At 65.0% G+C, this 23,531-nt stretch carries 25 protein-coding genes; 15 read left to right on the forward strand and 10 right to left on the reverse strand.

Going from position 1 to position 23,531, the window contains the following annotated elements:
• Nucleotides 1-77 precede the first annotated feature (77 nt).
• From I6F36_RS25700 to I6F36_RS25710, 3 genes are read left to right on the forward strand one after another with little or no spacing between them, the layout of a single operon-like run.
• Nucleotides 78-740 (forward strand): ParA family protein, encoded by a 663-nt coding sequence (locus tag I6F36_RS25700; protein ID WP_225135825.1) that lies wholly within the window; start codon nucleotides 78-80, stop codon nucleotides 738-740.
• On the forward strand, nucleotides 709-1,002 hold the full coding sequence (locus I6F36_RS25705) for a hypothetical protein (RefSeq protein ID WP_225172428.1): 294 nt from the start codon (nucleotides 709-711) through the stop codon (nucleotides 1,000-1,002). Before I6F36_RS25700 ends, I6F36_RS25705 begins: the two co-directional genes overlap by 32 nt.
• Nucleotides 999-1,328 carry a phasin family protein gene (locus I6F36_RS25710; protein ID WP_225172429.1) on the forward strand — a complete coding sequence of 110 codons (330 nt, stop codon included), beginning with the start codon at nucleotides 999-1,001 and terminating at the stop codon, nucleotides 1,326-1,328. The genes I6F36_RS25705 and I6F36_RS25710 overlap by 4 nt, the downstream gene beginning before the upstream one ends.
• A 16-nt stretch (nucleotides 1,329-1,344) precedes the next feature.
• Here I6F36_RS25710 and I6F36_RS25715 read toward each other — a convergent pair whose 3' ends face one another.
• The 3 genes from I6F36_RS25715 to I6F36_RS25725 form a co-directional block, all read right to left on the reverse strand.
• Entirely contained in the window at nucleotides 1,345-1,629 is a 285-nt protein-coding gene (locus I6F36_RS25715; RefSeq protein WP_346656676.1) for a YbfB/YjiJ family MFS transporter, read from the reverse strand.
• 184 nt (nucleotides 1,630-1,813) lie between these two features.
• Nucleotides 1,814-2,050, reverse strand: a complete 237-nt coding sequence (locus I6F36_RS25720; protein ID WP_225135829.1) for a 4-oxalocrotonate tautomerase family protein — start codon at nucleotides 2,048-2,050, stop codon at nucleotides 1,814-1,816.
• Between the two features lie 16 nt (nucleotides 2,051-2,066).
• Nucleotides 2,067-2,777 carry an SDR family NAD(P)-dependent oxidoreductase gene (locus I6F36_RS25725; RefSeq protein WP_225172430.1) on the reverse strand — a complete coding sequence of 237 codons (711 nt, stop codon included), beginning with the start codon at nucleotides 2,775-2,777 and terminating at the stop codon, nucleotides 2,067-2,069.
• A gap of 212 nt (nucleotides 2,778-2,989) precedes the next feature.
• On the opposite strand from I6F36_RS25725, the gene I6F36_RS25730 reads away from it, so the two are divergent.
• The 3 genes from I6F36_RS25730 (at nucleotide 2,990) to I6F36_RS25740 (ending at nucleotide 5,287) form a co-directional block, all read left to right on the forward strand.
• Entirely contained in the window at nucleotides 2,990-3,913 is a 924-nt protein-coding gene (locus I6F36_RS25730; RefSeq protein ID WP_225135834.1) for a LysR family transcriptional regulator, read from the forward strand.
• A 146-nt stretch (nucleotides 3,914-4,059) separates the two neighbouring features.
• Nucleotides 4,060-4,215, forward strand: a complete 156-nt coding sequence (locus I6F36_RS25735; RefSeq protein ID WP_007612486.1) for a hypothetical protein — start codon at nucleotides 4,060-4,062, stop codon at nucleotides 4,213-4,215.
• A 142-nt stretch (nucleotides 4,216-4,357) separates the two neighbouring features.
• Complete coding sequence (locus I6F36_RS25740) at nucleotides 4,358-5,287, forward strand: aspartyl/asparaginyl beta-hydroxylase domain-containing protein (protein WP_036043270.1); 930 nt, start codon at nucleotides 4,358-4,360, stop codon at nucleotides 5,285-5,287.
• 93 nt (nucleotides 5,288-5,380) lie between these two features.
• On the opposite strand, the gene I6F36_RS25745 is transcribed toward I6F36_RS25740, so the two are convergent.
• A complete protein-coding gene (locus I6F36_RS25745) occupies nucleotides 5,381-5,929 on the reverse strand; it encodes a Spy/CpxP family protein refolding chaperone (protein ID WP_036015773.1) in 549 nt (182 codons plus the stop codon).
• Between the two features lie 166 nt (nucleotides 5,930-6,095).
• On the opposite strand from I6F36_RS25745, the gene I6F36_RS25750 reads away from it, so the two are divergent.
• Nucleotides 6,096-6,554 (forward strand): nuclear transport factor 2 family protein, encoded by a 459-nt coding sequence (locus I6F36_RS25750; RefSeq protein ID WP_036015790.1) that lies wholly within the window; start codon nucleotides 6,096-6,098, stop codon nucleotides 6,552-6,554.
• A 72-nt stretch (nucleotides 6,555-6,626) separates the two neighbouring features.
• Here I6F36_RS25750 and I6F36_RS25755 read toward each other — a convergent pair whose 3' ends face one another.
• From I6F36_RS25755 to galE, 3 genes are all read right to left on the reverse strand, one after another.
• The gene (locus tag I6F36_RS25755; RefSeq protein WP_225135836.1) at nucleotides 6,627-7,328 is read right to left on the reverse strand and encodes a fumarylacetoacetate hydrolase family protein; all 702 of its coding nucleotides are present in this window, start codon (nucleotides 7,326-7,328) and stop codon (nucleotides 6,627-6,629) included.
• A 33-nt stretch (nucleotides 7,329-7,361) separates the two neighbouring features.
• Nucleotides 7,362-9,164, reverse strand: a complete 1,803-nt coding sequence (locus tag I6F36_RS25760) for an ABC transporter ATP-binding protein (protein WP_225135838.1) — start codon at nucleotides 9,162-9,164, stop codon at nucleotides 7,362-7,364.
• 119 nt (nucleotides 9,165-9,283) lie between these two features.
• Nucleotides 9,284-10,297 (reverse strand): UDP-glucose 4-epimerase GalE, encoded by a 1,014-nt coding sequence (gene galE, locus I6F36_RS25765; protein ID WP_225135840.1) that lies wholly within the window; start codon nucleotides 10,295-10,297, stop codon nucleotides 9,284-9,286.
• Between the two features lie 126 nt (nucleotides 10,298-10,423).
• Here galE and I6F36_RS25770 point away from each other — a divergent pair, with 126 nt between their 5' ends.
• Nucleotides 10,424-11,461, forward strand: a complete 1,038-nt coding sequence (locus I6F36_RS25770; protein ID WP_225135842.1) for a glycosyltransferase family 4 protein — start codon at nucleotides 10,424-10,426, stop codon at nucleotides 11,459-11,461.
• A gap of 184 nt (nucleotides 11,462-11,645) precedes the next feature.
• On the opposite strand, the gene waaF is transcribed toward I6F36_RS25770, so the two are convergent.
• Nucleotides 11,646-12,707: a lipopolysaccharide heptosyltransferase II gene (gene waaF, locus I6F36_RS25775; protein WP_225135844.1), complete on the reverse strand. Its 1,062-nt coding sequence runs from the start codon at nucleotides 12,705-12,707 to the stop codon at nucleotides 11,646-11,648.
• 158 nt (nucleotides 12,708-12,865) lie between these two features.
• On the opposite strand from waaF, the gene rfaD reads away from it, so the two are divergent.
• The 5 genes from rfaD (at nucleotide 12,866) to I6F36_RS25800 (ending at nucleotide 19,608) form a co-directional block, all read left to right on the forward strand.
• The gene (gene rfaD, locus I6F36_RS25780; RefSeq protein ID WP_225135846.1) at nucleotides 12,866-13,846 is read left to right on the forward strand and encodes an ADP-glyceromanno-heptose 6-epimerase; all 981 of its coding nucleotides are present in this window, start codon (nucleotides 12,866-12,868) and stop codon (nucleotides 13,844-13,846) included.
• A gap of 13 nt (nucleotides 13,847-13,859) precedes the next feature.
• Nucleotides 13,860-15,344 carry a D-glycero-beta-D-manno-heptose-7-phosphate kinase gene (gene rfaE1, locus I6F36_RS25785; RefSeq protein ID WP_225135933.1) on the forward strand — a complete coding sequence of 495 codons (1,485 nt, stop codon included), beginning with the start codon at nucleotides 13,860-13,862 and terminating at the stop codon, nucleotides 15,342-15,344.
• Nucleotides 15,341-16,627, forward strand: coding sequence for an O-antigen ligase family protein (locus I6F36_RS25790; protein WP_225135847.1), 1,287 nt, complete (start codon nucleotides 15,341-15,343; stop codon nucleotides 16,625-16,627). Before rfaE1 ends, I6F36_RS25790 begins: the two co-directional genes overlap by 4 nt.
• Before the next feature lie 84 nt (nucleotides 16,628-16,711).
• Complete coding sequence (locus tag I6F36_RS25795; protein ID WP_198400047.1) at nucleotides 16,712-18,625, forward strand: SDR family NAD(P)-dependent oxidoreductase; 1,914 nt, start codon at nucleotides 16,712-16,714, stop codon at nucleotides 18,623-18,625.
• Between the two features lie 35 nt (nucleotides 18,626-18,660).
• Nucleotides 18,661-19,608, forward strand: coding sequence for an NAD-dependent epimerase/dehydratase family protein (locus tag I6F36_RS25800; RefSeq protein ID WP_225135849.1), 948 nt, complete (start codon nucleotides 18,661-18,663; stop codon nucleotides 19,606-19,608).
• Here I6F36_RS25800 and I6F36_RS25805 read toward each other — a convergent pair.
• Together I6F36_RS25805 and I6F36_RS25810 are read right to left on the reverse strand one after the other, a co-directional pair.
• A complete protein-coding gene (locus I6F36_RS25805; protein WP_225135851.1) occupies nucleotides 19,596-20,615 on the reverse strand; it encodes a glycosyltransferase family 4 protein in 1,020 nt (339 codons plus the stop codon). The genes I6F36_RS25800 and I6F36_RS25805 overlap by 13 nt on opposite strands.
• On the reverse strand, nucleotides 20,612-21,571 hold the full coding sequence (locus I6F36_RS25810) for a lysylphosphatidylglycerol synthase transmembrane domain-containing protein (protein ID WP_225114168.1): 960 nt from the start codon (nucleotides 21,569-21,571) through the stop codon (nucleotides 20,612-20,614). The genes I6F36_RS25805 and I6F36_RS25810 overlap by 4 nt, the downstream gene beginning before the upstream one ends.
• Before the next feature lie 225 nt (nucleotides 21,572-21,796).
• Between I6F36_RS25810 and I6F36_RS25815 the strand changes: the two genes are divergently transcribed.
• Nucleotides 21,797-22,786, forward strand: a complete 990-nt coding sequence (locus tag I6F36_RS25815) for an SDR family NAD(P)-dependent oxidoreductase (protein ID WP_225129368.1) — start codon at nucleotides 21,797-21,799, stop codon at nucleotides 22,784-22,786.
• Between the two features lie 7 nt (nucleotides 22,787-22,793).
• A partial coding sequence (locus tag I6F36_RS25820; protein WP_225172431.1) for a mannose-1-phosphate guanylyltransferase occupies nucleotides 22,794-23,531 on the forward strand: 738 nt, incomplete at its 3' end.

Consider the following 23,531-nt stretch of genomic DNA (forward strand, 5'->3'; position numbering starts at 1 on the left):
ATTTTTTGCGCTGCAAGAAGTTTATTTCCGGCAACGTCTGAGTTCCGCGTCGTTGCCATCTAAGGGGAGCGCAGGACATGCACGTCCTTGCCCTGGTCACGCAAAAAGGCGGAAGCGGCAAGAGTACGCTGTCCGTTGGACTGGCGGTGGCAGCAATGCAGCGCGCTGAGCGCGTGGCTCTCATTGAGGCGGACGCGCAAGGTACGATCTCGAAATGGAAAGAGCGCCGCGATCATCCCTACCCCCGCGTCGAGCGCGTTGCCGATCCTGCCGAGATCGAACCGTTGATCGCGCGCCTGAAGGCCGAAGGCGTCTCGCTTGCCATCATCGACACAGCTGCCACGACCAACAGCCTGGCGATGCGCGTCATCGCCTGCGCCGATCTCTGTCTCATCCCGGCGCGCCCGAGCCCGGCCGATATCGAAGCCGCAATTCCTACACTGATCGCCATTCGCAGACTCAACCGCCGATTTGCCTTTATCCTCAATCAGACACCGACGCGAGGGTGCCGGCTGAGCGAAGCTGCCACATCGCTAAGCTCGCTCGGCGTGCTTGCACTCCCGTTTATTGCGCAGCGTAACGATCACCAGGATGCACTCGGAGCAGGGTTGGGCGTGACGGAGTTCGCACCGGCGGACAAAGCTTCGGACGAAATTGTAAGTTTGTGGGGTTGGATCGCGGCGCACTTGGCCGAGGAGTCGGATGATTATGGGAAAGGCGCGCTCAAAGCTGCCTGCTGACGTTGCACGCACCGGGCGTCGCTCGCTGCTGGAACTGGCGGAGGAAGTGAGCCGTGCGGTCGACGAGGGCTTGGCCATGCCGCAGGGCTCAGTCGCCGTCTTCCCCCAAGATGCGCCGCAGATTGCGCAAGAAGCGCCTGCTCCGATGACTGTTCCGGTACAAGAAGCGGCCAGCGTCATCGTTGCAAGACCTGAACCTTCGAGCAGCACTGATCTCATCGTGGACATGGCTAAGGGATATCAAGCCTGCGCTTTGGCATGAGCGCTACGCTCAACTTCGCCAACGACCTCGCAAAATCACGGCTGGCCAGTGTGACATCAGAGGCCAATGAAACCGTCGTCGTGGAAAGCGATCTCATCGACGCGATTGGGACGGCAGCCGAGTGTCGCACCGTCGTGCTCGAACTGATGAAGGTCAATGCAGGCGCGACCTTGGAGTATGCGCGGGAGCTAGGGCGTGCAAAGACTCTGGCAGAGTTGGTTGAGCTGTCGGGCACGCATGCGCGAAAGCAATGTGAGTTGGTCCTGAAGCAAACCGAGTTGCTGAGGTCGCTTGCTCAAAGCATGGCAAAGCCCAGTGCCAGGTGATGCAGCTCGCCTGCCATCATCGCACGCAGGATCTGCGCGCAACGATCAGGGCGCGGCCGAGATCGATTGCCAGTGCCAGCACCACCGCACCGCCGCCGAGGCCGAACAGGACGAGATAGTCTCCGCCGGTTTGCGCATCGATCCAGGAGAAGCCGTAAGCGGCGGCCGCCTGAAACAGCGCAAAGCTTGTGGTGGCGTAGCTCCAGGTCGTGCGCTGCTGTTCGGTCGAATTAGGCACGAACTCGTGGATGCGTCCGAGCACCAGCATCACGATGGCCGGCGTGAAGCCGCCGACCACCACGCTCAACACGATCAGCGACAGCGGCGCGGTGCTGGCGGTCGCAACAGCACGGCCGCGGCCTCGATCAGGAATGCCGCGCGAAGGGCGGGACCAAAACCCGAGCGGTCGCCGAGATGGCCGGTGACGAGCGGGCTGACGATCGTGCCGAGGTCATGTCATCCTCTTGCGCGCGACGGCGTGCAGATCATCCTGCCTGGGCGGCGCGGTGGCGGCGGAATTCCTGCACGGGCAGGCCGCCCCAGCCCCAATTGTCGGTGTCGACCTCCTCGATCACGACGAAGGTGGACTCGAGCGGCTTGCCGAGCACGTCGCGCAGCAGCTCGCTCGAGCCCTTGATCAGTGCGGCCTTCTCCTCCGCCGTGAGCGACGCCGCACCCGGCGCCGTTCCGTCGCGGGTCACTTGAATGGTGACGATGGGCATTGTCGTTCTCCTCCGCTCAGTGGCCGGCGCTCTGGCCGCCGTCGACATGCAGAATTTCGCCGGTGACAAAGGAGGCGCCCTCGAGATAGAGCACGGCATCGACGATGTCAGACATCTCCCCCATATGGCCGACCGGGTGCAGTGCGTCGAGCTGGGCATGCGTCGCGATCGGGTGCATCGGCGACTTGATGATGCCGGGCGACACCGCATTCACGCGGATGCCGCGCCTGGCGTATTCGATCGCGAGCGACTTGGTCGCGGCGTTCAGCCCGCCCTTGCTCAGCGAGGCCAGCACCGAGGGCACATTCGAATTGGCCTGATCGACCAGCGTCGTCGTGATTTGGACGACGTGGCCAGACCCCTGCTTCTCCATTTCGGCGATGGCAAGCTGCGTGATGTTGAAGAAGCCCGCGACATTGGTGCCCATAGCTGCGGCATAGTCCTCGGCCGTGTACTGGGTAAACGGTTTTGCGACGAAGATGCCCGCGTTGTTGACCAGCGTGTCGACTCGGCCGAAGCGGGCGATCGCTTGCGACACCACGCGCTCTGCGGTGGACCGCTCGGCGATGTCGCCTGCAACGGCGAGGACGTCGTCGTCACCCGACGGCTTGATGGAGCGCGCCGTTGCGACGACGCGATAGTTGCGATCGCGAAAACCCTGGACCAGGGCGGCGCCGATACCCTGCGATGCACCGGTGATGATGGCGACCTTCTGCTCGATACCCATGACGGGCTCCTGTTGTTGGCTTGAAAACCTGCGCCAGCGGCGGCTGGCTTGGGCGTTGAGGTACGCTGCGGCGGCTTGCTTGCGAATATCCGCTGCCCGGCAGACACTCTTTCGCGACGCGAACGAATGCCGGATCGATCCTTGCGGAGGTTGTCGCAGCCGGCGCAAACGCCTAGCTTTCAGCCGAAATCTCAGGGGGCTGCGGCGAGCGCATGGATCGTCTGGACGCGATGAAGGTGTTTGTCCTTGCGGTGGACGAGGGCAGCTTGGCTGCCGCAGGACGCAAGCTCGGCCGATCGCCGGCTGCGGTGAGCCGCGCCATCGCCTTTCTGGAGCAGCGGGTCGGCGCCGAGCTGCTGCACCGGACGACACGCTCGATTAAGCTGAGCGAGGAAGGCGAGCGTTATGTCGCGATCTGCCGCCGCGTGCTCACCGATCTGGAGGAGGCCGAGGACATCGCGGCCGGACCGCGCACGGCTCCGCGTGGTCTGCTCACGATCACCGCTCCGGTGGTCTCCGGCGAGATGGTACTGCGGCCGATCCTCGACACGTTTCTCGACGCCTATCCGACCGTATCGGCAAAACTCCTGCTGTTCGACCGTGCGGTCAATCTGATCGAGGAAGGCGTCGATATCGCGCTTCGCATCGGTCCGCTGGCGGATTCGGCGATGGTGGCGATGCGGGTCGGCGGGATCAGCCGCGTCGTGGTGGCAGCTCCCCGCTACCTGAAACAACATCCGCGCATCACCGAGCCGGGCGATCTCGCCAAACACCAGATCGTCGCGATGGCGCATCTGCCCAATTCCTGGACCTTTGCGCCGCAGCCGGGCTCATCGGCGCCGCGCACCGTGCAGTTCACCCCGCGGCTCGTCGTCAACAGCACCTATGCGGCAGTGGCCTCCACTGTGGCCGGGCGCGGCGTGGCGCGGATGTATTCGTACCAAGTGGCCGAGCAGGTCTCGCGCCGCGAGCTCGAGATCGTGCTGGCGGACGACGAGGATCCGGAGATGCCGGCGCATCTGATCTGCCCGCAGGGCCGGCTTTCGGTGCCCAAGGTGCGCGCCTTCACCGACTTCGCCGTGCCCCGGCTGAAGAAGCAGTTTGCGCTGCTGAAGCAGAGGACCAAGGCGCGTTGAGCCGCTTCATGCCCCCGCAATGCGCGTTTTCGCGTATACGGCGGGGCGGCTGAATCGGCGATGGTTCCTGAACGGTTAACGCCGATTTAACGGATAAGTCCTACCCTGTCTCGGCCGGGGTTACTCGTAAGGCCGAGGTGAGCCCAATGGAAGCCCAGAGAATAGCGGTCGACGCCGTCGTCGCGCTGACCGATTGCGACCGCGACGCCGTCATCGCCTTCATCCGCCGCCTCTATCTCGCCGGCGTCACCGACCCCAAGCGCCTGACCTTCAAGGGCCTGCAGGCGCTGTCGCGGGCTTGATTCGGCTCGTTTCGGCCGGTTTAGACCCCAGTCCATCCCCTTGCTCTCCCCGGCGTGATTGCAACCCAGCGGTGAATATCTTGCCGCTCCGGCCGGGTCGGGCTACACGACACCCCGGCTGGGTCACTTGGGGATTGGGGAAATGTTGAAACAGCTTTTTGCGCCGCAGCTCGTCATTTTGTACGTGCTTGCGGCTTCGACGATTTACGTCCACTTCCGCGGCAAGCAGCGGCTGCGCTTCGCGCGCCAGCTCGGCGATCACTCGACCTATCTCGCACCTTACAATGTGCTGATGTATGCGGGCTCGGCGGTGCCGAACAAGCCGGTGATCTCGGTCGATCAGTTTCCGGAGCTGAAGCCCCTCCGCGAGAACTGGGAGACCATCCGCGACGAAGCTGTGCGCCTGTTCGATGAAGGTTTTATCCGCGCGGCGGCGAAGAACAACGATTGGGGCTTCTACTCGTTCTTCAAGAGCGGCTGGAAGCGGTTCTACCTGAAATGGTACGACGACTTCCTGCCGTCGGCGAACACGCTGTGCCCGAAGACGGTGGAGCTACTCAAATCGATCCCGAGCGTGCATGGCGCGATGTTCGCGATGCTGCCGCCCGGCGGCAAGCTCGGCGCTCACCGTGATCCCTTCGCCGGGTCTCTGCGCTATCACCTCGGCCTGGTCACGCCGAACTCGAACAAGTGCCGGATCCTCGTCGATGGCGTCGAATGCGTCTGGCGTGATGGCGAGGCCTTCATGTTCGACGAGACCTTCATCCACAGCGCCGAGAATGCGACCGACGTCAACCGCATCATCCTGTTCTGCGACGTCGAGCGCCCGATGAAGTACGGCTTCATGACCGCGATCAACCGCTGGGTCAGCCATCACATCGTCAAGGCGTCGGCGACCCAGAATGTCGACGGTGAGCACGTCGGCGTGCTCAACAAGGTGTTCGGCAAGCTCTACGAGATCCACCTCGCCAGCCGCAAGGTGAAGGAGTGGAACCGCAACGTCTACTACACGCTCAAATACTCGCTGACGGCCTTGATCCTCGGCCTCATCGTGTATTCGGCACTGAATTGAGGCAAATGCGCGGGGCGGATCAGCGAAGCTTGGTCGGCCGTTGCCTCATCTCGATCCGCCCTAGCGCGATCGTCTGATCTCGGTCGGCATTGTCTAGTGATGGTGCTTGTGCTTGTGCCCTGCGGAGCCGTCGGGACGCTGATAGCCCCGTAACTCTGCATATCGCTGCATCTGGCTCTGATCGAGCACGGCAGCGGTTGAGAGGTGGTATTTGAGGTGGCTCTCGCGGAGCTGCCCCTGAGTTTCGGCAATGGCGCCAATGCTGGTCTTGAGCGCTTCCGATGTGACCCTGCGGGAAGAGAAGAGGTCTTCCAGCGCTCTCTCTTGCTCGACGAGCTTGTTACCCAGCGGAACGGCTTCCTGTTTCATGGCATCGAACAGCCGTTGAACCTCGGCGCGCTGATCGGCGGTCAGGCCGAGACGATCACTGAGCTCGAGGACGTGGCTGGGACCGGGATATCCATTGAGCTCCGCAGCGAGAGCCAAGCCCATACCGCGTCCGGCGCGGAGATCGTCGATCTGTTGCTGTGACAGCGCCTTGATGGGGCGCTTCTCAAGGCCGGCATAGGGTTGACTGGACTGCGCGCCGGCTGTGCTGCCCGTGAGGAGGAGGGAGGCTGCAAGCAGAAGGACGCGGTTCATGAATCTGGCTCCCACAAAATGGAGCCGGCCGATGTCGAAGCATCGAACCCGGCTGTGACGTGACACCTGTCGCGATCGAGTGATCCCGGAGCACAAATCTTGCTGGATCGTCCGGCCCATGGCAACAAAGATCGCCGTGATTGAGTTGCAGAATGTGGAGCAGGTGATGGCCTCTTTGCCGACCGCGAATACTGAGATCACGCAGTTCTTCCGCCGATGGCTGGACACCTTCGCGGGTTATGTCCGAGAGGTCGATTACGCCTCGGCGCGGCCGCTCTTCGATCCGGACGTGCTCGCCTTCGGCACCCATAGCGACGTCATCCCCGGCCTCGATCAATGGGTCAAAACCCAATGGGACAATGTCTGGCCGAAGACGACCGACTTCCGTTTCGTCCTCGATCAGACCTCCGTTCTGGCATCACCGGACGGTATGATGGCAACCGTCGTCGCGCCGTGGACGAGCACGGGCTATCATCCCGATGGCAGTACGTTCGCGCGCCCAGGCCGCGCGACGATGGTGTTTTCGAGGAACGGCGATGGCTGGCTGTGCGTGCATTCGCACATGTCGCTCAATCGCGGTGTGCCGCAGGCGAGCCACGCCAATCGGCCGGTAAAGGCCTGGTAGCTCGACCGCGTGTACGATCGACATGCAAAAGGCCCCATTCCGGGGCCTTCTGAGTTCGAGCTGCAGCGAGCCTTATTCCGGCTGGCCGATGCTGACCTTCAGCGTGCCGATGCCGTCGACGCCGCATTCGAGCTTGTCGCCAGGCTGGAGCTGCGACACGCCGGCGGGCGTGCCGGTCATGATGATGTCGCCGGCGGCGAGCTTCACCTGCTGGGAGAGCTGCCAGATGATCTCGGGCACATTCCAGATCAACTCGGTGAGGTCGCCCTTCTGCGCTTCCTTGCCGTTGACCGTCAGCCAGATCTTGCCCTTGGAGGGATGACCGATCTTCGAGGCCGCCTGCAGCGCGGAGCAGGGCGCCGAATAGTCGAACGACTTGCCGATCTCCCACGGGCGCTCCTTCTTGCGCGAGGCGATCTGGAGATCGCGCCGGGTGAGGTCGATGCCGACGGCGTAGCCGTAGACGTGGTCCAGAGCCTTGTCGGCGGGAATGTTCAGTCCACCGCTCTTCATCGCGACGACCAGCTCGACCTCGTGATGCAGATCCTTGGTCAGAGGCGGATAGGGAATGGTGGCGCCGTCGGGCACCAGCATGTCGGCATGCTTGGCGAAGAAGAACGGCGGGGCGCGCTCGTCATTGCCCATCTCGCGGATGTGCTCGAGATAGTTGCGGCCGACGCACCAGATGCGGCGTACCGGATAACGGCCGCTCTCGCCGACGACGGGAAGCGAAGCCTGGGGCGGAAGCGGGATGACGTAGGAGGCGGCGTTCATGCGGGTCTCGCTGCTCTTGAGGTGGAACGAACTTTATGCGGTTGCACTGATCGGCGCCAGAGCGCCGGCGTCGTGATGCTGCAGGCGGAAGAACGAGGCATAGCGGCCGCCGCGACGGAGCAGCTCGTCATGGCGGCCCTGCTCGACGATCTCGCCGCCTTCGACCACCAGGATGCTGTCTGCGTGCATGATGGTGTGCAGGCGGTGCGCGATCACGATGGTGGTGCGGTTCTGGCAGAGATGCTCGATCGCCTCCTGCACCTGCCGCTCGGATTCGGAATCGAGCGCGGCAGTGGCTTCGTCCAGGAGGATGATCGGCGCGTTCTTGAGCAGCGCGCGCGCGACCGCAATGCGCTGGCGCTGTCCGCCCGAGAGCTGGGTGCCGTGCTCGCCGACGGGCGTGTCGTAGCCGAGCGGAAAGCCTGTGATGAAGTCGTGCACGCAGGCCGCCTTCGCCGCCTCGACGATCTCGTCCTCGCTGGCGTCCGGCTTGCCAAAGGCGATGTTGTTGCGGATGGTGTCGCGGAACAGATAGACGTCCTGGCCGACATAGGCGGTCTGGGCGCGCAGCGATTTGCGCGAGACCGACGAGATCGGCTGGCCGTCGATCACGATGTCGCCCAGCGTCACCTCGTAGAAGCGCAGGAGCAGGCCCAGCACGGTCGACTTGCCGCCGCCGGAGGGGCCGACCAGCGCAGTCACCTTGCCGGGCTCCGCGACGAAGCTCATCCGGTTGAGCACCGTCTCGCCCGAGCGATAGGAGAAACTGACATCGCGCAGCTCGATACGGGCATCTGTCAGCTTCAGCGCCGGCTTGTCATCGTCGGACTGCTCGCTCGCGGGGCTGTCGACGACCTCGAGCAGCATACGGGCGCCGACGAGCTGGCTGTTGAGATCGATGTTGAGCCGGGCCAGCCGCTTGGCCGGCTCGGTCGCCATCAGGAATGCGGTCATGAAGGAGAAGAACGCGCCGGGCGTGGCGTTGAGCGCGACCACGGCATAGCCGCCATACATCAGGCAGCCCGCGACGGCGAAGCCGCCCAGCATCTCCATCAGCGGGTTGGAGCGGTTGGCGACGCGGGCCATCTTGTTGGCGTTGCGTTCGACGACCGCGATGTTCTCGTCGATGCGCCTCTGCATGGTCTCTTCGAGCGTGAACGCCTTGACGGTGCGGATGCCCTGAAGTGATTCCTGCATCGTCTCCATGATGTCGGCGGTGCCGGTGAACTGGTTGAAGGCGAGGCCCTTGATGCGCTTGACCAGCTTGCGCAGCACCAGCATCGCCGGGGGCACTGCGACGAGGCCGATGAACGACATCAGCGGATCCTGCCACACCATCACGCCGATCATGGCGAGCAGCATCAGGAGGTCGCGCCCGACGGCGTTGACCAGCATGTTGAGGACGTCGGTGATCGACTTGGCGCCGGCGGTCAGCCGCGCCAGGAATTCGGAGGAGTGCCGCTCGGAAAAGAAGCCGACGCTCTCGCGCATCAGCTTGGCGAACAGCTGGCGCTGGTTGGTGGCGAGGATGGCGTTGCTGATCTTGGTCAGGATCACCATGTGGCCGTAGGTCGCCACGCCTTTGATGAAGAGCAGAACGACCGTGATCCCCGAGAACATCGCGATGCCCGGGATGTTCTTGTCGACATAGGCCTGGTTGATGACCTGGCCGAGCACGTAGGTCGCGCCTGCGGTCGCGCCGGCGGCGAGCGCCATCAGCGCGAAGGCGACGAGATAGCGCCGCCAATAGACGATGCCCTGTTCCGTGATCAGGCGGCGAATCAGGACCGCTGCCGCGTAGGGATCGTCGGTGATTTTCTTTGGAAACTGGGCCATCCGGTGTCCATTGACGGCGCAGGACAAAAGCCTGCCCGCGCGTCAGGGATCGATGGGCCTCTGTGCCCGCTCAAGCCGGGTTTTTCAAGCCCAATTAAGGGCTTGCGCTTGGGATGATTCTAGGCGGAGGCGGCGTGGCGGAACTCGCCGTGGCGCTCGCGGAACAACTTGTCCTCCCAGGCCAGCGCATGGGCTGCGATGGTCTCGAGGTCGTCGTATTGCGGCCGCCAGTCGAGCAGGCTGCGGATGCGGCTGGTGTCGGCGACCATGGTCATGATGTCGCCGGGCCGGCGCGGGGCGTATTGCACGGCGAAGCTGCGGCCCGAAACCCGGCGCACCGCGTCGATGGTCTCCAGCACCGAATAGCCGCGGCCATAGCCGCAATTGAGCGTGGACGAGGCGCCGCCATTGCGCAGATAAGCGAGTGCCGAGCGATGGGCCTGCGACAGGTCCGTGACGTGGATGAAGTCGCGGATGCAGCTGCCGTCCGGGGTCGGATAGTCGGTGCCGAACACGTCAATCTTGGCGCGCTGGCCGGTGGCGGCCTCAACCGCAATCTTGAGCAGGTGCGTGGCGCCGACGGTGGCTAGCCCGATGCGCGCCTGCGGATCGGCGCCGGCGACGTTGAAATAACGCAGGGTCACGTATTGCATGCCGTAGGCGGCTGCAACGTCGTGCAGCATGATCTCGGTCATCAGCTTCGAGGAGCCGTAAGGCGATAGCGGCCGCGTCGGCGCGTGCTCGGGCACCGGCACCTGGTCCGGATTGCCGTAGACCGCAGCGGTCGAGGAAAAGATGAAACGGCCAATGCCGCGCTTGACCGCGACGTTGAGCAGGTTGCGCGCGGTGGTGAAGTTGTTGCGGTAATAGCCGAGCGGATCGCGCATCGAATCCGGCACGACGACCGAGCCTGCGAAATGGATGATGCTCTCGATGTCGTGCTGGGCGATCACGCCTTCGAGCAGGTTCTCGTCGCCGGCATCGCCGATGAACAGCGGCACGCCTTCGGGCAGGTAGGCCGAGAAACCGGTGGAGAGATCGTCGATCACGACGACGTCCTCGCCGGCTTCCGCCAGCGCCAGGACCGTATGACTTCCGATATAGCCGGCGCCGCCGGTGACTAGCACAGTCATGATCTCACCCGTCTTCGATCAACGCGCAAGGCTAGCGCTTGCGTGGTGAAGAGGGGGTATCGGCACAGCTGAACTGGTCACTATGCTTAATGTTGCGTATAGGGACTTTGCGAAATGGAGTGTGACGTGGCGGGTTTCCCCGGCGATCTCGAATTGATCGTGCCAAATCTGCACAGGCGCTATTCCGGGGTCACCGCGACCAACCGGATGGTGGCGCCGCGGCTGGCAAAGCTGTACCGCGCCGCCTGGTTCGGCTCGGACGCGCCGGCGGGGATCGCGCGCCTGAGCATCGGAGATCTCCTCAAGCTCTGGCGCCGCACGCGGCCTGTGATCTGGCATGCGCGCCGCAACAACGAGATGATCGCGGGCGTTGGCTTGCGCGCGCTCGGCTGGCCGCTCAAGCTCGTGTTCACCTCGGCGGCGCAGCGGCATCACAGCTGGATCACGCGCTGGCTGATCCGGCGCATGGACGCGATCATCGCAACGTCAGATCTCTCGGCCTCGTTCCTGAAGGTGAAGGCGACGGTGATCCCGCACGGCGTCGACACCGACGTCTACGCGCCGCCCGCCGATCGCGCTGCGGCTTTCGCGGAAGCCGCGCTGCCCGGCCGCTACGCCATCGGCTGTTTCGGCCGCGTGCGGGCGCAGAAGGGCACCGATCTGTTCGTCGATGCGATGTGCCGTCTGCTGCCGCGTTATCCGGATTTCACCGCTGTCATCGTCGGGCAGGTCACGGCCGAGCAGACGCCCTTTGCCAACGACCTGAAGAAGCGCATCGAGGCAGCAAACCTGCAATCGCGCGTCGTCATCACCGGCGAGCTGCCGATCGAAGCAGTGCAGCGCTGGTATCAGCGCCTGACCATCTACGCCTTCACCTCGCGCAACGAAGGCTTTGGGCTGACGCTGATCGAGGCGATGGCGGCGGGCAGCGCGCTCGTGGCCGCGCGCGCCGGCGCGGCGGAGCTCGTCGTCGAGGATGGTGTCACCGGCGTGCTGATCCCGACGGGAGATGCCGACGCGCTCGCTGCGGCGCTCGAGCCGCTGATGCGTGATGTGGCCGTGGCGATCGCGATGGGCGAGCGCGGGCGGGCGCGGGTGCTCGAGAAGTTCAGCCTCGATGCCGAGGCGGCGCGGATCGGCGCGGTCTATCGGCCGCTGCTCTGAGGCCGTTTTCGCCTGTCGCAAACAAAACCGCGAAAACAACCCCATGCACAGTAGCCGGGGTCAGCAAAATCAAGGAGTTGGCGGAGAGTTCGAGAGATTGCGGATTTTTCGAACGAATTTTGACTCGTCGGGCAAAACAGTGGCAGGATGTCATCATCGGGCGAGCCACGATCGCCTCAGTTCGTCACCCGCTTCCCGCTTCCCCCAGCACCCTCTCCGCAATCCCCACCACCTCGCTTGCCGCAATATTCCGCATGCAGCGGTGGTCGTTCACCTTGCAGACCGTGCTCTGGCAGGGCTGGCAGGACAGCTTTTCCTTGTCCTGCACCAGTGTCGCGGCGAGGCCGTTCAGCGGGGCCCAGAGATAGGGGCTGGTGGGACCGAAGATGCCCATGGTCGGCGTGCCCAGGGCGGCTGCGATGTGCATCAGGCCGGAATCGTTGGAGATGGCAACGCCGGCGGCGGCCATGGCGAGGATGCCATTGCGCAAGTCCGAGCCGGTGAGATCGCGGACGCCCGGGCCGCCGGCGGCGACGATCTCCTGGGCGAGCTCCTTTTCGGCGGGACCGCCGACCACCCAGACCTCGAGGCCGCGCTCGACCAGCAGGCGAGCGGCTTCGGGATAAGAGGTCCAGCGCTTGGAGACGCCGACCGAGCCCGGGGCGAGCGCCACCGCAGCGCCGGCGCCGAGACCATTGGCCTCGCGCCAGCGGGCGATCTGTTCGGCCGGGACGCGCAGTTGCGGCACCGGCCATTCCGCGGGCAGGGGCGCGCCGTCGGGCTGGGCGAGGGCGGCGTTCTTGTCGATGAAGCGGGGCAGCTTCTTCTCACCCCAGCGCCAGCGGTTGAGCAGGCCGAACCGGAGCTCGCCGACGAAGCCGATCCGTTCAGGAATACCGGCGAGTGCCGGCGCGATGGCCGCTTTCCAGGTCCGGGGCAGCACCAGGGCAGTGCCGTAATTCTGTTTCCGCAGCAGCCCTGCCAAGCCGAACTGGCGTGCGACGGCCAGCCGGCTGCGCGGCATATCCCAGACGATGCCGGCGCGCACCCCGGGCATGTAGTCCACCAGCGGGGCGCACAGGGAGGTGGTGAGGAGATCGACCGGCCGATTCGGCCAGCGCTCCTTCAGGACCCGCACGACGGTGTGATTCCGCACGAAATCGCCGATCCACATGTAGGGGACGATCAGGATCGGGCGTGTGTCGCTCCGATCTGCATCACTACCAAGTTGCGAATCAATATTCATTCGTTATGAGGGCCGAACACGTGCCGATATGGCGGCTCGGTTAGCCGCTCCGGGCCGGCAGGTAAAGGCGGCAGAAGAGCAATCCCAAAACAGCTTACACTTTGGCGGATCATGCGCTAGGGCAGGATCGGGCACCTAAAATCGGGCAGGTAGGTGGAATGTTGCTGGTGACCGGCGGGGCCGGTTTTATCGGATCGAATGTCGTGGCCGCGCTGAACGAGGCCGGTCGCAGCGACGTCGTGATCTGTGATCTCCTCGGAACCGAAGGCAAGTGGCGCAATCTCGCCAAGCGGCAGCTTGTGGATATCGTTCCCCCGACCGAGCTGATTGACTGGCTAAAGGGCCGCAAGCTGGAGGCCATGATCCATCTCGGGGCGATTTCCGCGACCACGGCGACCGACGGTGATCTCGTCGTCGAGACCAATTTCCGCCTGTCGATGCGCCTGCTGGACTGGTGCACGATGAACGCGGTGCCGTTCATCTACGCGTCCTCGGCGGCGACCTATGGCGACGGCACGGAAGGCTTCGACGACGATTCCTCGCTTTCGGCGCTGAAGAAATTGCGGCCGATGAATCTCTACGGCTGGAGCAAGCACCTGTTCGATCTCGCTGTCGCCGAACGTGTGGCGCGCGGCGATCGGCTCCCGCCGCAATGGGCCGGCCTGAAATTCTTCAACGTGTTCGGCCCCAACGAATATCACAAGGGCTCAATGATGAGCGTGCTGGCGCGGCGCTTTGACGACGTGAGGGCAGGCCGCGTCGTGCAGCTGTTCAAGTCGCATCGCGAGGGCATCGAGGACGGCGACCAGCGCCGTGATTTCATCTATGTCGACGACGTCGTGCGCGTGGTCCTGTGGCTGCTCGCGACGCCGTCGGTGTCCGGCCTGTTCAACGTCGGCACCGGCAAGGCGCGCAGCTTCAAGGACCTGATGCTGGCTGCCTATGCCGCGCTCGGCACCAGGCCCAACATCGAATATATCGACATGCCCGAGCAGATCCGCGGCGCTTACCAGTATTTCACCCAGAGCGAGGTCGATCGTCTGCTCCGCGCCGGCTATAACGGCGGCTTCACGACGCTCGAGGACGCGGTGAAGGCCTATGTCGGGGATTATCTCGACCGGCCCGACCGCTTTCGCTGAGGCCCTTTCGACCATGCCGACGCCCATTCTCGATTTCGATGCCCTCGCGCAAGCCATCTCAGGCCGTACGGTGCTGTGCATCGGCGACATCATGCTGGACGAGTTCGTCTACGGCGAGGTGTCGCGGATCTCGCCGGAAGCGCCGGCGCCCGTCATCGCCGCCCAGCGCAGCGAGATCCACGTCGGCGGCGCCGGCAACGTCGCGCGCAACGTCGCTTCGCTCGGCGCGCGCTGCATCTTCGTCGGCCTCGTCGGCGAGGACGGCGCCGGCACGCGGCTCGAGGCCGCGCTCAATGATCAAGCCGGCATCGAGAGCGTGCTGGTGCGCGACGCCTCGCGGCCGACCACGCGAAAGGTCCGCTTCGTCTCCGAACATTTTTCCACGCACATGCTGCGCGCGGATTGGGAGCAGGCGCTGGCTGCGTCCGAGGAGGTCGAAACGAAGTTGATCGACGCGATCCTGCCGCAGATCGCGCGCGCCGACATCGTGCTGCTGTCCGACTATGCCAAGGGCGTGCTGACGGCGCGCGTGATCCGCCACACCATCGATGCCGCGCGCAAGCTCGGCAAGCCCGTCATCGTCGATCCCAAGAGCCTGAACTGGGCGATCTATCGCGGCGCCACGCTGCTCACGCCCAACCGCAAGGAATTCTCGGAAGCGACCCACAGCCGCGCCGACACGGTGCAGAGCATCGTCGAGGCCAGCGAGGACGTGATGCGGCTCGCCGATTGCGAGGCGATCCTGGTCACCCAGGGCGAGCACGGCATGACCTTGGTGCCGCGGAATGGCGGGGCCGTCCACGTGCCGGCCGTCCCGGTGAAGGTGCGCGACGTCTCGGGCGCCGGTGACACCGTCGCCGCTGCGGTTGCGGTGTCGCTCGCGGCCGGCGCGGACTGGGACACGGCACTGCGCATGGCCAACGCCGCCGCCGCCGTCGCGGTCGGCAAGCAGGGCACCGCCAGCGTCAGCGCGGCCGAGCTGCGACGCAAGATCCTGCCGCATGCCACGCTCGCGGCCGAAGAGAAGATCGTGCTCGACCCGGCAGCACTCGACGCGCAGCTCGCCGAATGGAAAAGGCAGGGCCTGCGCGTCGGCTTCACCAACGGCTGTTTCGACATCCTTCATCCCGGCCACGTCAAGGTGCTGACCGCGGCGCGCGCCGCCTGCGACCGCCTGATCGTGGGGCTCAACAGCGACGCCTCGGTGCGGCGGCTGAAAGGTGCCGATCGTCCGGTCCAGGACGAGCGCGCGCGTGCCGAGGTGCTCGCCGCACTGGAGGCCGTCGATCTCGTCGTCATCTTCACTGAGGACACGCCGATCGACCTGATCACCAGGATCAACCCCGGCGTGCTGGTGAAGGGCGGCGATTACACACGCGAACAGGTCGTCGGCCATGAGGTGGTCGAGGCCGCGGGCGGGGCGGTCGTGCTGGTCGACATTCTCCAGGGCTTCAGCACGACGGCGCTGGTTCATCGCGCCCGGGGAGGGGGCAAGTGACGGCGCTCGCACGCGAGACCCCCGGCCAGATGTTGCGGCGGCGCCTGCGCAGTCCGGCGGCCTGGCGTGAAACAGTCGATCTGTTTGCGATCCTGACTGCGGCCTCGCTGCCCTGGTCGACATCGCTTGCGGGGATCTTCAACGCGCTGATGCTGATCTGCATGGTGCCGTTCCTCGATCTACGCGACTTCCTGCAGTCCTTGAAGCGTCCGATCTGCATTGCGCCGATCGCGCTGGTCGTTCTCGCGCTGCTGGGGACGCTATGGTCGGACGCGGCCTGGGGTGCGCGCTTCTACGCGGTCAATCCGACCGTCAAGCTGCTCGTGCTGCCGGTCCTGCTCTATCATTTCGAGCGCTCGCCGCGTGGCCACTGGATATTCATCGCCTTCCTGGTGTCCTGCGCCTTGCTGTCGGTGATGTCCTGGCTGGTCGCCTTCTACCCGAACCTCGCGCTCAAGACCGATCCGCCCGAGCGCGGCATCTTCGTCAAGAACTACATTGACCAGAGCCAGGAATTCGCGCTTTGCGCGGTGGCGCTCGCCTATCCGATCGTGATGCTGTTGCGCGAGAAGCGATACTGGTTCGCCGCGTTGCTGACGGCGCTGGCGCTTAGCTTCTTCATCAATATGACCTTCGTGGTGGTGTCGCGCACCGCGCTCGTCACCATTCCGATCATGTTCGGCGTGTTTGCACTGCTTCACCTCAAATGGCGCAGCATCGCGATCATCTCCGGCGCGCTGCTCGTCGGCGCCGTTCTCGCCTGGCAGGCCTCGCCGCAATTGCGCCACACCGCCGAGAGGTTTACCACCGATTACACCGGCTATGTGGAACGGGGCGAGGCAACCTCGATGGGCATGCGGCTCGAGTTCTGGCGGAAGTCGCTCGGCTTCTTCGCGGAGGCGCCGATCCTGGGGCACGGCACCGGTTCGACCCGCGGGTTGTTCGAACGCGTCGCGACGCCCGCCGGTCAGGGGCGGGCGTCAGCCGAGGTGATCGGCAACCCGCACAACCAGACGCTGAACGTTGCGGTGCAATGGGGCGCGATCGGTGTCGCCATTCTCTACGCGATTTGGATATTGCATCTGCGGTTGTTTCGCGGCGACGGGCTTGCCAATTGGATCGGACTCCTAGTCGTGGTGCAGAACGTCTTTACCTCGCTGTTCAACTCGCATCTGTTCGACTTCCACGAGGGCTGGATGTACGTCATTGGCGTCGGCGTCGCCGGCGGAATGGTGATCCGGGAACAACAGCTCGGGGCGAAGATGAGGGAAGCCGGTTCCTGAGGGGCCACGCGGCTGGCAAGTCTTGTCGAGATGGGCTATCAGCGCGGTCAAGTTGCATTTAACTGGGTTTTCATCGGTCGGCGGATGACGCGACTTTCGCATCTCACCTCGCGCAATTTCCTGATCGCGCTCCACGACCTGCTGGCGACCACGGCGGCGCTTTTTGCCGCCTTCTATCTGCGATTCGAGGGTGGCGACGATTTCTACGCTCGATTGCCGCTGCTGTTCCAGATCCTGCCCTACTTCCTCGCCTTCAGCGTGGTCGTGTTCTTCCTCTGCAATCTGACCACGACGAAATGGCGTTTCATCTCGCTGCCTGATGCGCTGAACATCATTCGCGCGGCGACCGTGCTCACGGTTGCGCTGCTCGTGCTCGACTACATCCTCGTTGCCCCCAACGTTCGCGGCGCCTTCTTTCTCGGCAAGGTGACGATCGTCCTCTACTGGTTTCTCGAGATCTTCTTCCTCAGCGCGCTGCGCATGGCGTACCGCTACTTCCGCTATACGCGGGTGCGGCGTCACGCGAGGGGCGGGGAGGCCGCGCCGACGCTGCTGATCGGCCGCGCCGCGGATGCCGAAGTGCTGCTGCGCGGCATCGAGAGCGGAGCGATCAAGCGCATCTGGCCGATCGGCGTCTTGTCACCATCGCCTGCCGATCGGGGCCAGCTCATTCGCAACGTGCCGGTGCTGGGCGGCATCGACGACGTCGAGGACGTGATCTCGGATTTCGCCAAGCGCGACAAGCCCATCGCGCGCCTCATCATGACACCATCGGCTTTCGAGCCGGAGTCGCATCCGGAATCGATCCTGATGCGGGCGCGCAAACTGGGTGTGATCGTGAGCCGGATGCCCTCGCTGGAGAGCGGCGATACGCCAAGGCTCACGGCGGTTGCGGTCGAGGACCTCCTGCTGCGTCCGAGCGAGAAGATCGACTATGCGCGCCTGGAGGCCTTGATCAGGAGCAAGGCCGTGATCGTCACCGGCGGCGGCGGCTCGATCGGATCCGAGATCTGCGAGCGTGTGGTCGCCTTCGGCGCGGCACGTCTCTTGATCGTGGAAAATTCCGAGCCGGCTCTCTACGCGGTCACCGAGGCGCTGGCCGCGCGTGGTGCCACCGCACAGATCGAAGGCCGGATTGCCGACATTCGCGACCGCGAGCGCGTCATGCGCCTGATGGCCGAGTTCAAGCCCGACATCGTCTTCCATGCCGCGGCGCTCAAACACGTGCCGATCCTCGAGCGCGATTGGAGTGAGGGCGTCAAAACCAACATCTTCGGTTCCATCAACGTCGCGGACGCCGCCGTTGCCGCCGGCGCCGAGGCGATGGTGATGATCTCTACCGACAAGGCAATCGAGCCGGTGTCGATGCTCGGCCTCACCAAGCGCTTTGCCGAAATGTACTGCCAGGCGCTCGATCGCGACCTCGCAGCCGGAGCGAACGGCAGCAAGCCGCCGATGCGGCTGATCTCGGTCCGGTTTGGCAACGTGCTGGCCTCGAACGGGTCGGTGGTGCCGAAGTTCAAGGCCCAGATCGAGGCCGGCGGGCCGGTGACGGTAACTCATCCCGACATGGTCCGTTACTTCATGACCATCCGCGAGGCCTGCGATCTCGTCATCACCGCGGCGACGCATGCGCTTGGGACGCAGCGTCCCGACGTCTCGGTCTACGTGCTCAACATGGGCCAGCCGGTGAAGATCGTCGATCTCGCCGAGCGCATGATCCGCCTGTCCGGGCTGCAGCCGGGCTACGACATCGAGATCGTGTTCACCGGCATGCGGCCGGGCGAGCGCCTGCACGAGATCCTGTTTGCCTCGGAGGAGCCGACCCGCGAGATCGGCGTGCCCGGCATCATGGCCGCGCAGCCGAACGAGCCGCCGATGCAGACGCTGCGCAAATGGAATGCGGCGCTTGAGCAGGCGATCGCGCGCGACGATCGCGCCACCATCAGGACCATCCTGAAGGATGCCGTGCCGGAATTTGGATCCACGGCGGCCTGACCATTGTTGCGCAATCCAGCGCTCGGGGAGCGACGATGAGCGAACGCAAACCGGTCGTGCTGGTGACAGGAGCGAGCGGCTTCATCGGCCGTCACCTCGGGCAGGCGCTGGTGCGCAAGGGATGGTCGGTCCGCCCCGTCGTCCGCAAGCGGCAGGGCATCGACGGCGAGGTCGTGATCGAATCGATCGGCCGCGACACCGACTGGCGGGCCGCGCTCGAGGGGGTGGAGGCGGTGGTTCACCTTGCCGCGCGCGTGCATCACAGGCGCGAGGAGCATGCAGCCCAGCTCTACCAGGACGTCAACACCGCCGGCACGGTGCACCTGGCGCGCTGCGCGGCGAGGGCGGGCGTGCGCCATTTCATCTTCATCAGCACCGTGCTGGTGCATGGCCGCAGCAACGAGGGCAGGGCCCCGTTCAGCGAGAACGACGTCCCGACGCCGCGCGGCCTCTACGGGACGTCCAAGGCGGCGGCCGAGGCGGGCCTGAGGACGCTCGCGGGCGAGAGCGACATGAAGATCTCCGTGATCAGGCCGCCCATGGTCTATGGCGCGAGCGCCAAGGGAAGTTTCGCTCTGTTGACGCGCGCGATGAACCTTGGGGTGCCGTTGCCGTTCGCCGCGATCCGCAATCGCCGCGCCTTCCTTGCCGTGCAGAACCTGTCCTCCTTCATCCTGCACCGGCTCGCTCATCCAGATGCGGCCGGCCATTTCGAGATATTCCTGCTCGCCGACAGCGAGCAGTTCTCGACGCCCGAATTCATCGCGCGTCTGGCGAAGGCCTCCGGCAAGCGCCCGCGACTGTTCGGCGTGCCGCCGGGCCTGCTCAGCGCGCTTTTCCGAATGATCGGCCGGCAGGACATGCATGACAGCCTGATCGGCTCGCTCGAGCTCGACGTCTCGAAGGCGCTCGCGACCGGGTGGCGGCCGGAGGTTTCGCTCGATGAGGGGCTGCGGCTCGCCGTGTCGGCTCAGGACGCCTGAGGGCGGGAGAAGCGGCGCAGCAGGAGGGCGACCGCGATCGCGCCGGCGATCAGCGCGGGCAGCGTGACGGCCACCGTCGCGGCGCGAACGGCGAGGATCGCCAGCCCTGCGAGCACGAGGTTAAGCAGGAAGACTTCGCCGCTCACCCGGGACACCGAGAAACCGTTGTCGGTCGCGCGCTGATAGAAATGCGAACGGTGCGCCGACCAGAACGGCTCGCGGCGCGCGATGCGCCGAAACAGCGTGATGGTGGCATCGGCGAGGTAGTAGGCCGGCAGCAGCAGCGCCGCAGCCGCTTGTCCGTGCCAGGCGAGCTCGAGCAGGCACCAGCCGAGCAGGAGGCCGATCGGCAGGCTGCCGACATCGCCCAGGAAGACTTTTGCGACAGGACGGTTGAACGGCGCAAAGCCGAGCATGGCGCCGCACAGCGCGGTGGCGATCAGCACGGCCGGCCATGGGAGATCCCCGAGCATTCCCAGCAGCAGCAGCGCAGCGGTGACCGGAACGACTTCCGCCACCGTCATCAGGTCGAGCCCGTCCATGAAGTTGACGAGGTTCACGAACCAGACGCCGGCAAGGACGATGAGGCCGCGCTCCAGCGCGAGCGGGAGCGCCGGCACGATGCGCGCGGTGTCGGGGGCGGTGAACACCACGGCGCCGACGCAGGCGGCCTGCAGCACCAGGCGCACCAGCACGGGCAGCGATACGATGTCGTCGACGAAGCCGACCAGCGCGATCACGATTGTCGCAGCGACCAGCGCCGGCGGGATCGCGACATTGGCGGAGACCCCCCACAGCGAGGCAACGATCAGCGTCGCGGCGATCACCGCGATGCCGGCGCCCTGCGGGGTCGGGACGCGATGGGAGGACCGCGCATTCGGCCGCGCCAGCGCGTAGCGCTGCAGCAGGGGGCGGCTGGTCCAGGTCACGAGCGCCGAGATCAGCGCGGCCGCCGCAACGGCAAGCAGCAGGGCCGCGCCGGCGAGCGCATCGGCAGCCGAATTCACTCCGGCACTCCGATCGGGGCCGACCCTTGCGCGGCTTTCTCGGCGCTGAGGATCCAGACCAGGCCGCCGACTGCCCCGACCAGGAAGAACACGGCGCCGAACAGCAGCGAGACGTTGACGCCCTCGTTGGCGGAAAGTCCCGCGAAGCCGAACGCAAGGCTCATCGTGGCCTCACGCACGCCCCAGCCGGCGATCGAGATCGGCATCATCGTGATCAGCATCACCGGCGGCACGAGCAGAAAGACGTCGCTGAAGCGAACCGGGGCCCCAATCGACTGCACGACGCACCAGGCGATGACGACGGCGAGCACGTGAACGAGGACCGACAGGATCGCGACGACGGGGCCGCTTGTGCCGCTGAAGATCACGCGATTGGCGATGACGGCGCAGGCGTGGATGTGATGCGTTGCCCACCAGGTCTTCAGCCAGCGCCATTTCAGCGCGCCGAAGATCAGGAAGCCGAGGCCGCCGGCGAGCGCCAGGAGGTCGATGAGCAGCAGCGCCGAGCGACCGTGCGGATCGGTGATGAGGGTGTAGCTCCAGGGCAGGCTGGCGACGATCAAGATCGCGAGCGCGACCAGGCCGATGGCGCGGTCGACGAAGATCGAGTAGGTCGCCGTGCGCCAGCCGGCGCCGGCGCGGGCGACCAGCCACAGGCGCACGGCATCGCCGCCGATCGCCGACGGCAGCGTCTGGTTGAAGAACGAGCCGATCACGTTGTATCGCATGGCGCGGCCGAGCTCGAGCGGCGCGCCGCAGGCGGCGCTGATCTCGCGCCAGCGCAGCACGCCGACGAAGATCTGCAGGAACGTGACCGCGATCGCCACACCGAGCCAGAACAGGCTGGTCAGGGTGAATCGGGAAAACAGCTCGGACAGGTCGACCTTGCGCAGCGCCAGATAGAGCAGCGCCGCGGAAATCAGGATCTTGGCCGTCGACAACAGGATTCGGCGCATCTCGTCCGCATGAACAGGGTTTGCTAAGATTGGAGGCAACCCGACGCGAGGCGCCGAATTCGGCCGCTTTGGTATGGTTTTGGCGCCGATCTTGCAATAGCTCTCGTCGAGGAGCCGTCGTTAAGGACGCCATGAGGAGACCGCGTGAAGGAGCGGGGAGCCTATTGCGACCCCGTCGAGGTGGCGGCTAGACAGGATCGGGCGAGGGATCACCCAGGGAACAGGATGACGGATCGGGCGATTTTGGTCACGGGTGCGGCCGGCTTCATCGGCTTCCACGTCGCCCGGCAGCTCCTGGGCGAAGGTCGCGCCGTCGTCGGGCTCGACAATCTCAACAGCTATTACGATCCGGCGCTGAAGAAAGCGCGCCTTGCTCTGCTCCGGGACCAACCGCGTTTCTCGTTCGTCGAGGCCGATCTCGCCGACCGCGAGACCATGGCGGCGCTGTTCGCGCAGCATCGTTTTGCCAAAGTCGTGCATCTGGCCGCGCAGGCCGGCGTGCGCTACTCGATCGAGCAGCCGCAGACCTACGCCGATTCCAATCTCGTCGGCTTTCTCAACGTGCTGGAGGGCTGCCGCAACAATGGCTGCGGTCATCTGGTCTACGCCTCGTCATCCTCCGTTTACGGCGCCAACACAAAACTGCCATTTGCGGTTGCGGACCGCACCGACCATCCGGTCAGCTTCTACGCCGCGACCAAAAAGGCGAACGAGGTGATGGCGCAGTCCTACAGCCATCTTTATCGCCTGCCGGTCACGGGGCTGCGGTTCTTCACCATCTACGGGCCATGGGGCCGCCCCGACATGGCCATGTTTCTGTTCGCGAGCGCCATCATGGCCGGCAAGCCGATCCGGCTCTTCAACCATGGCAAAATGCGCCGCGATTTCACCTATATCGACGATGTGACGCGCGTCGTGTCCAAGCTGATCGATCTCGTGCCTGCGGACGATCCGGCTGCCGCAAATGCGCCGTCAAAGCTCTACAATGTCGGCAATCATCATCCGGAGGAACTGATGCACGTCGTCGGTCTTCTGGAGCGGGAGCTGGGCCGGACGGCGATCAAAGAATTGCTGCCGATGCAGCCGGGAGATGTGCTGGAAACGTTCGCGGATGTCGAGGATCTCTCGCGCGACACCGGCTTTGCACCGTCAACGCCGATCGAGCATGGGGTTCATAACTTCGTCACCTGGTATCGGGACCATTTCAAGGTTTGAGATCACGATGGACAAACGCATAATCCCCCTGATCATGTGCGGCGGTGCCGGCACGCGGCTGTGGCCCGCTTCGCGCGAGGTTCGGCCCAAGCAGTTCCTGCCGCTGTTCGGCACGCGCTCGACGTTCCAGGACACGCTGCTGCGCGTGTCCGACGCTGCCCTGTTCGACCGGCCGATCGTCATCACCAACGCCTCCTATCGCTTCATGGTGCTGGAGCAGCTCGCCGAGATCGGCTTCGAGGCCGACGTGATCCTCGAGCCGATGCGGCGCGATTCCGGCCCTGCCATCGCGGCCGGCGCGGTGTTCGCGCAGAACCGCGCCAGCGAGGCGATCGTGCTCGCGCTCGCCGCCGATCACGTCGTGCAGAATAATGCTGCCTTCGTCGCCGCCTGTCGCGAGGGCCTCACCGCCGCGAATGCCGGGCGCATCGTCACCTTCGGCGTCAAGCCGGAACGGCCGGCAACGGAATATGGCTACATCAATCCGGGCGACGTGATCGCGGGCGAGGTGCAGGCGGTTGCGCGCTTCGTCGAGAAGCCGGATGCGGTGAAGGCCTCCGACTACGTCAATTCGGGCTATCTCTGGAACAGCGGCAACTTCATGTTCCCGGCGAGCGTGCTGCTCGACGAATATCGCAGGGTCGATGCGGCAAGCGTCGAGGCCGTCACCAATGCCGTCAACAATGCCGGCCGCGATCTCGGCTTCGTCACGCTGGAGCCCGAGGCGTTCGGCGCGGCCAAGGCG

The sequence above is a fragment of the Bradyrhizobium sp. BRP19 genome (assembly GCF_020194195.1).
GTDB lineage: Bacteria > Pseudomonadota > Alphaproteobacteria > Rhizobiales > Xanthobacteraceae > Bradyrhizobium > Bradyrhizobium yuanmingense.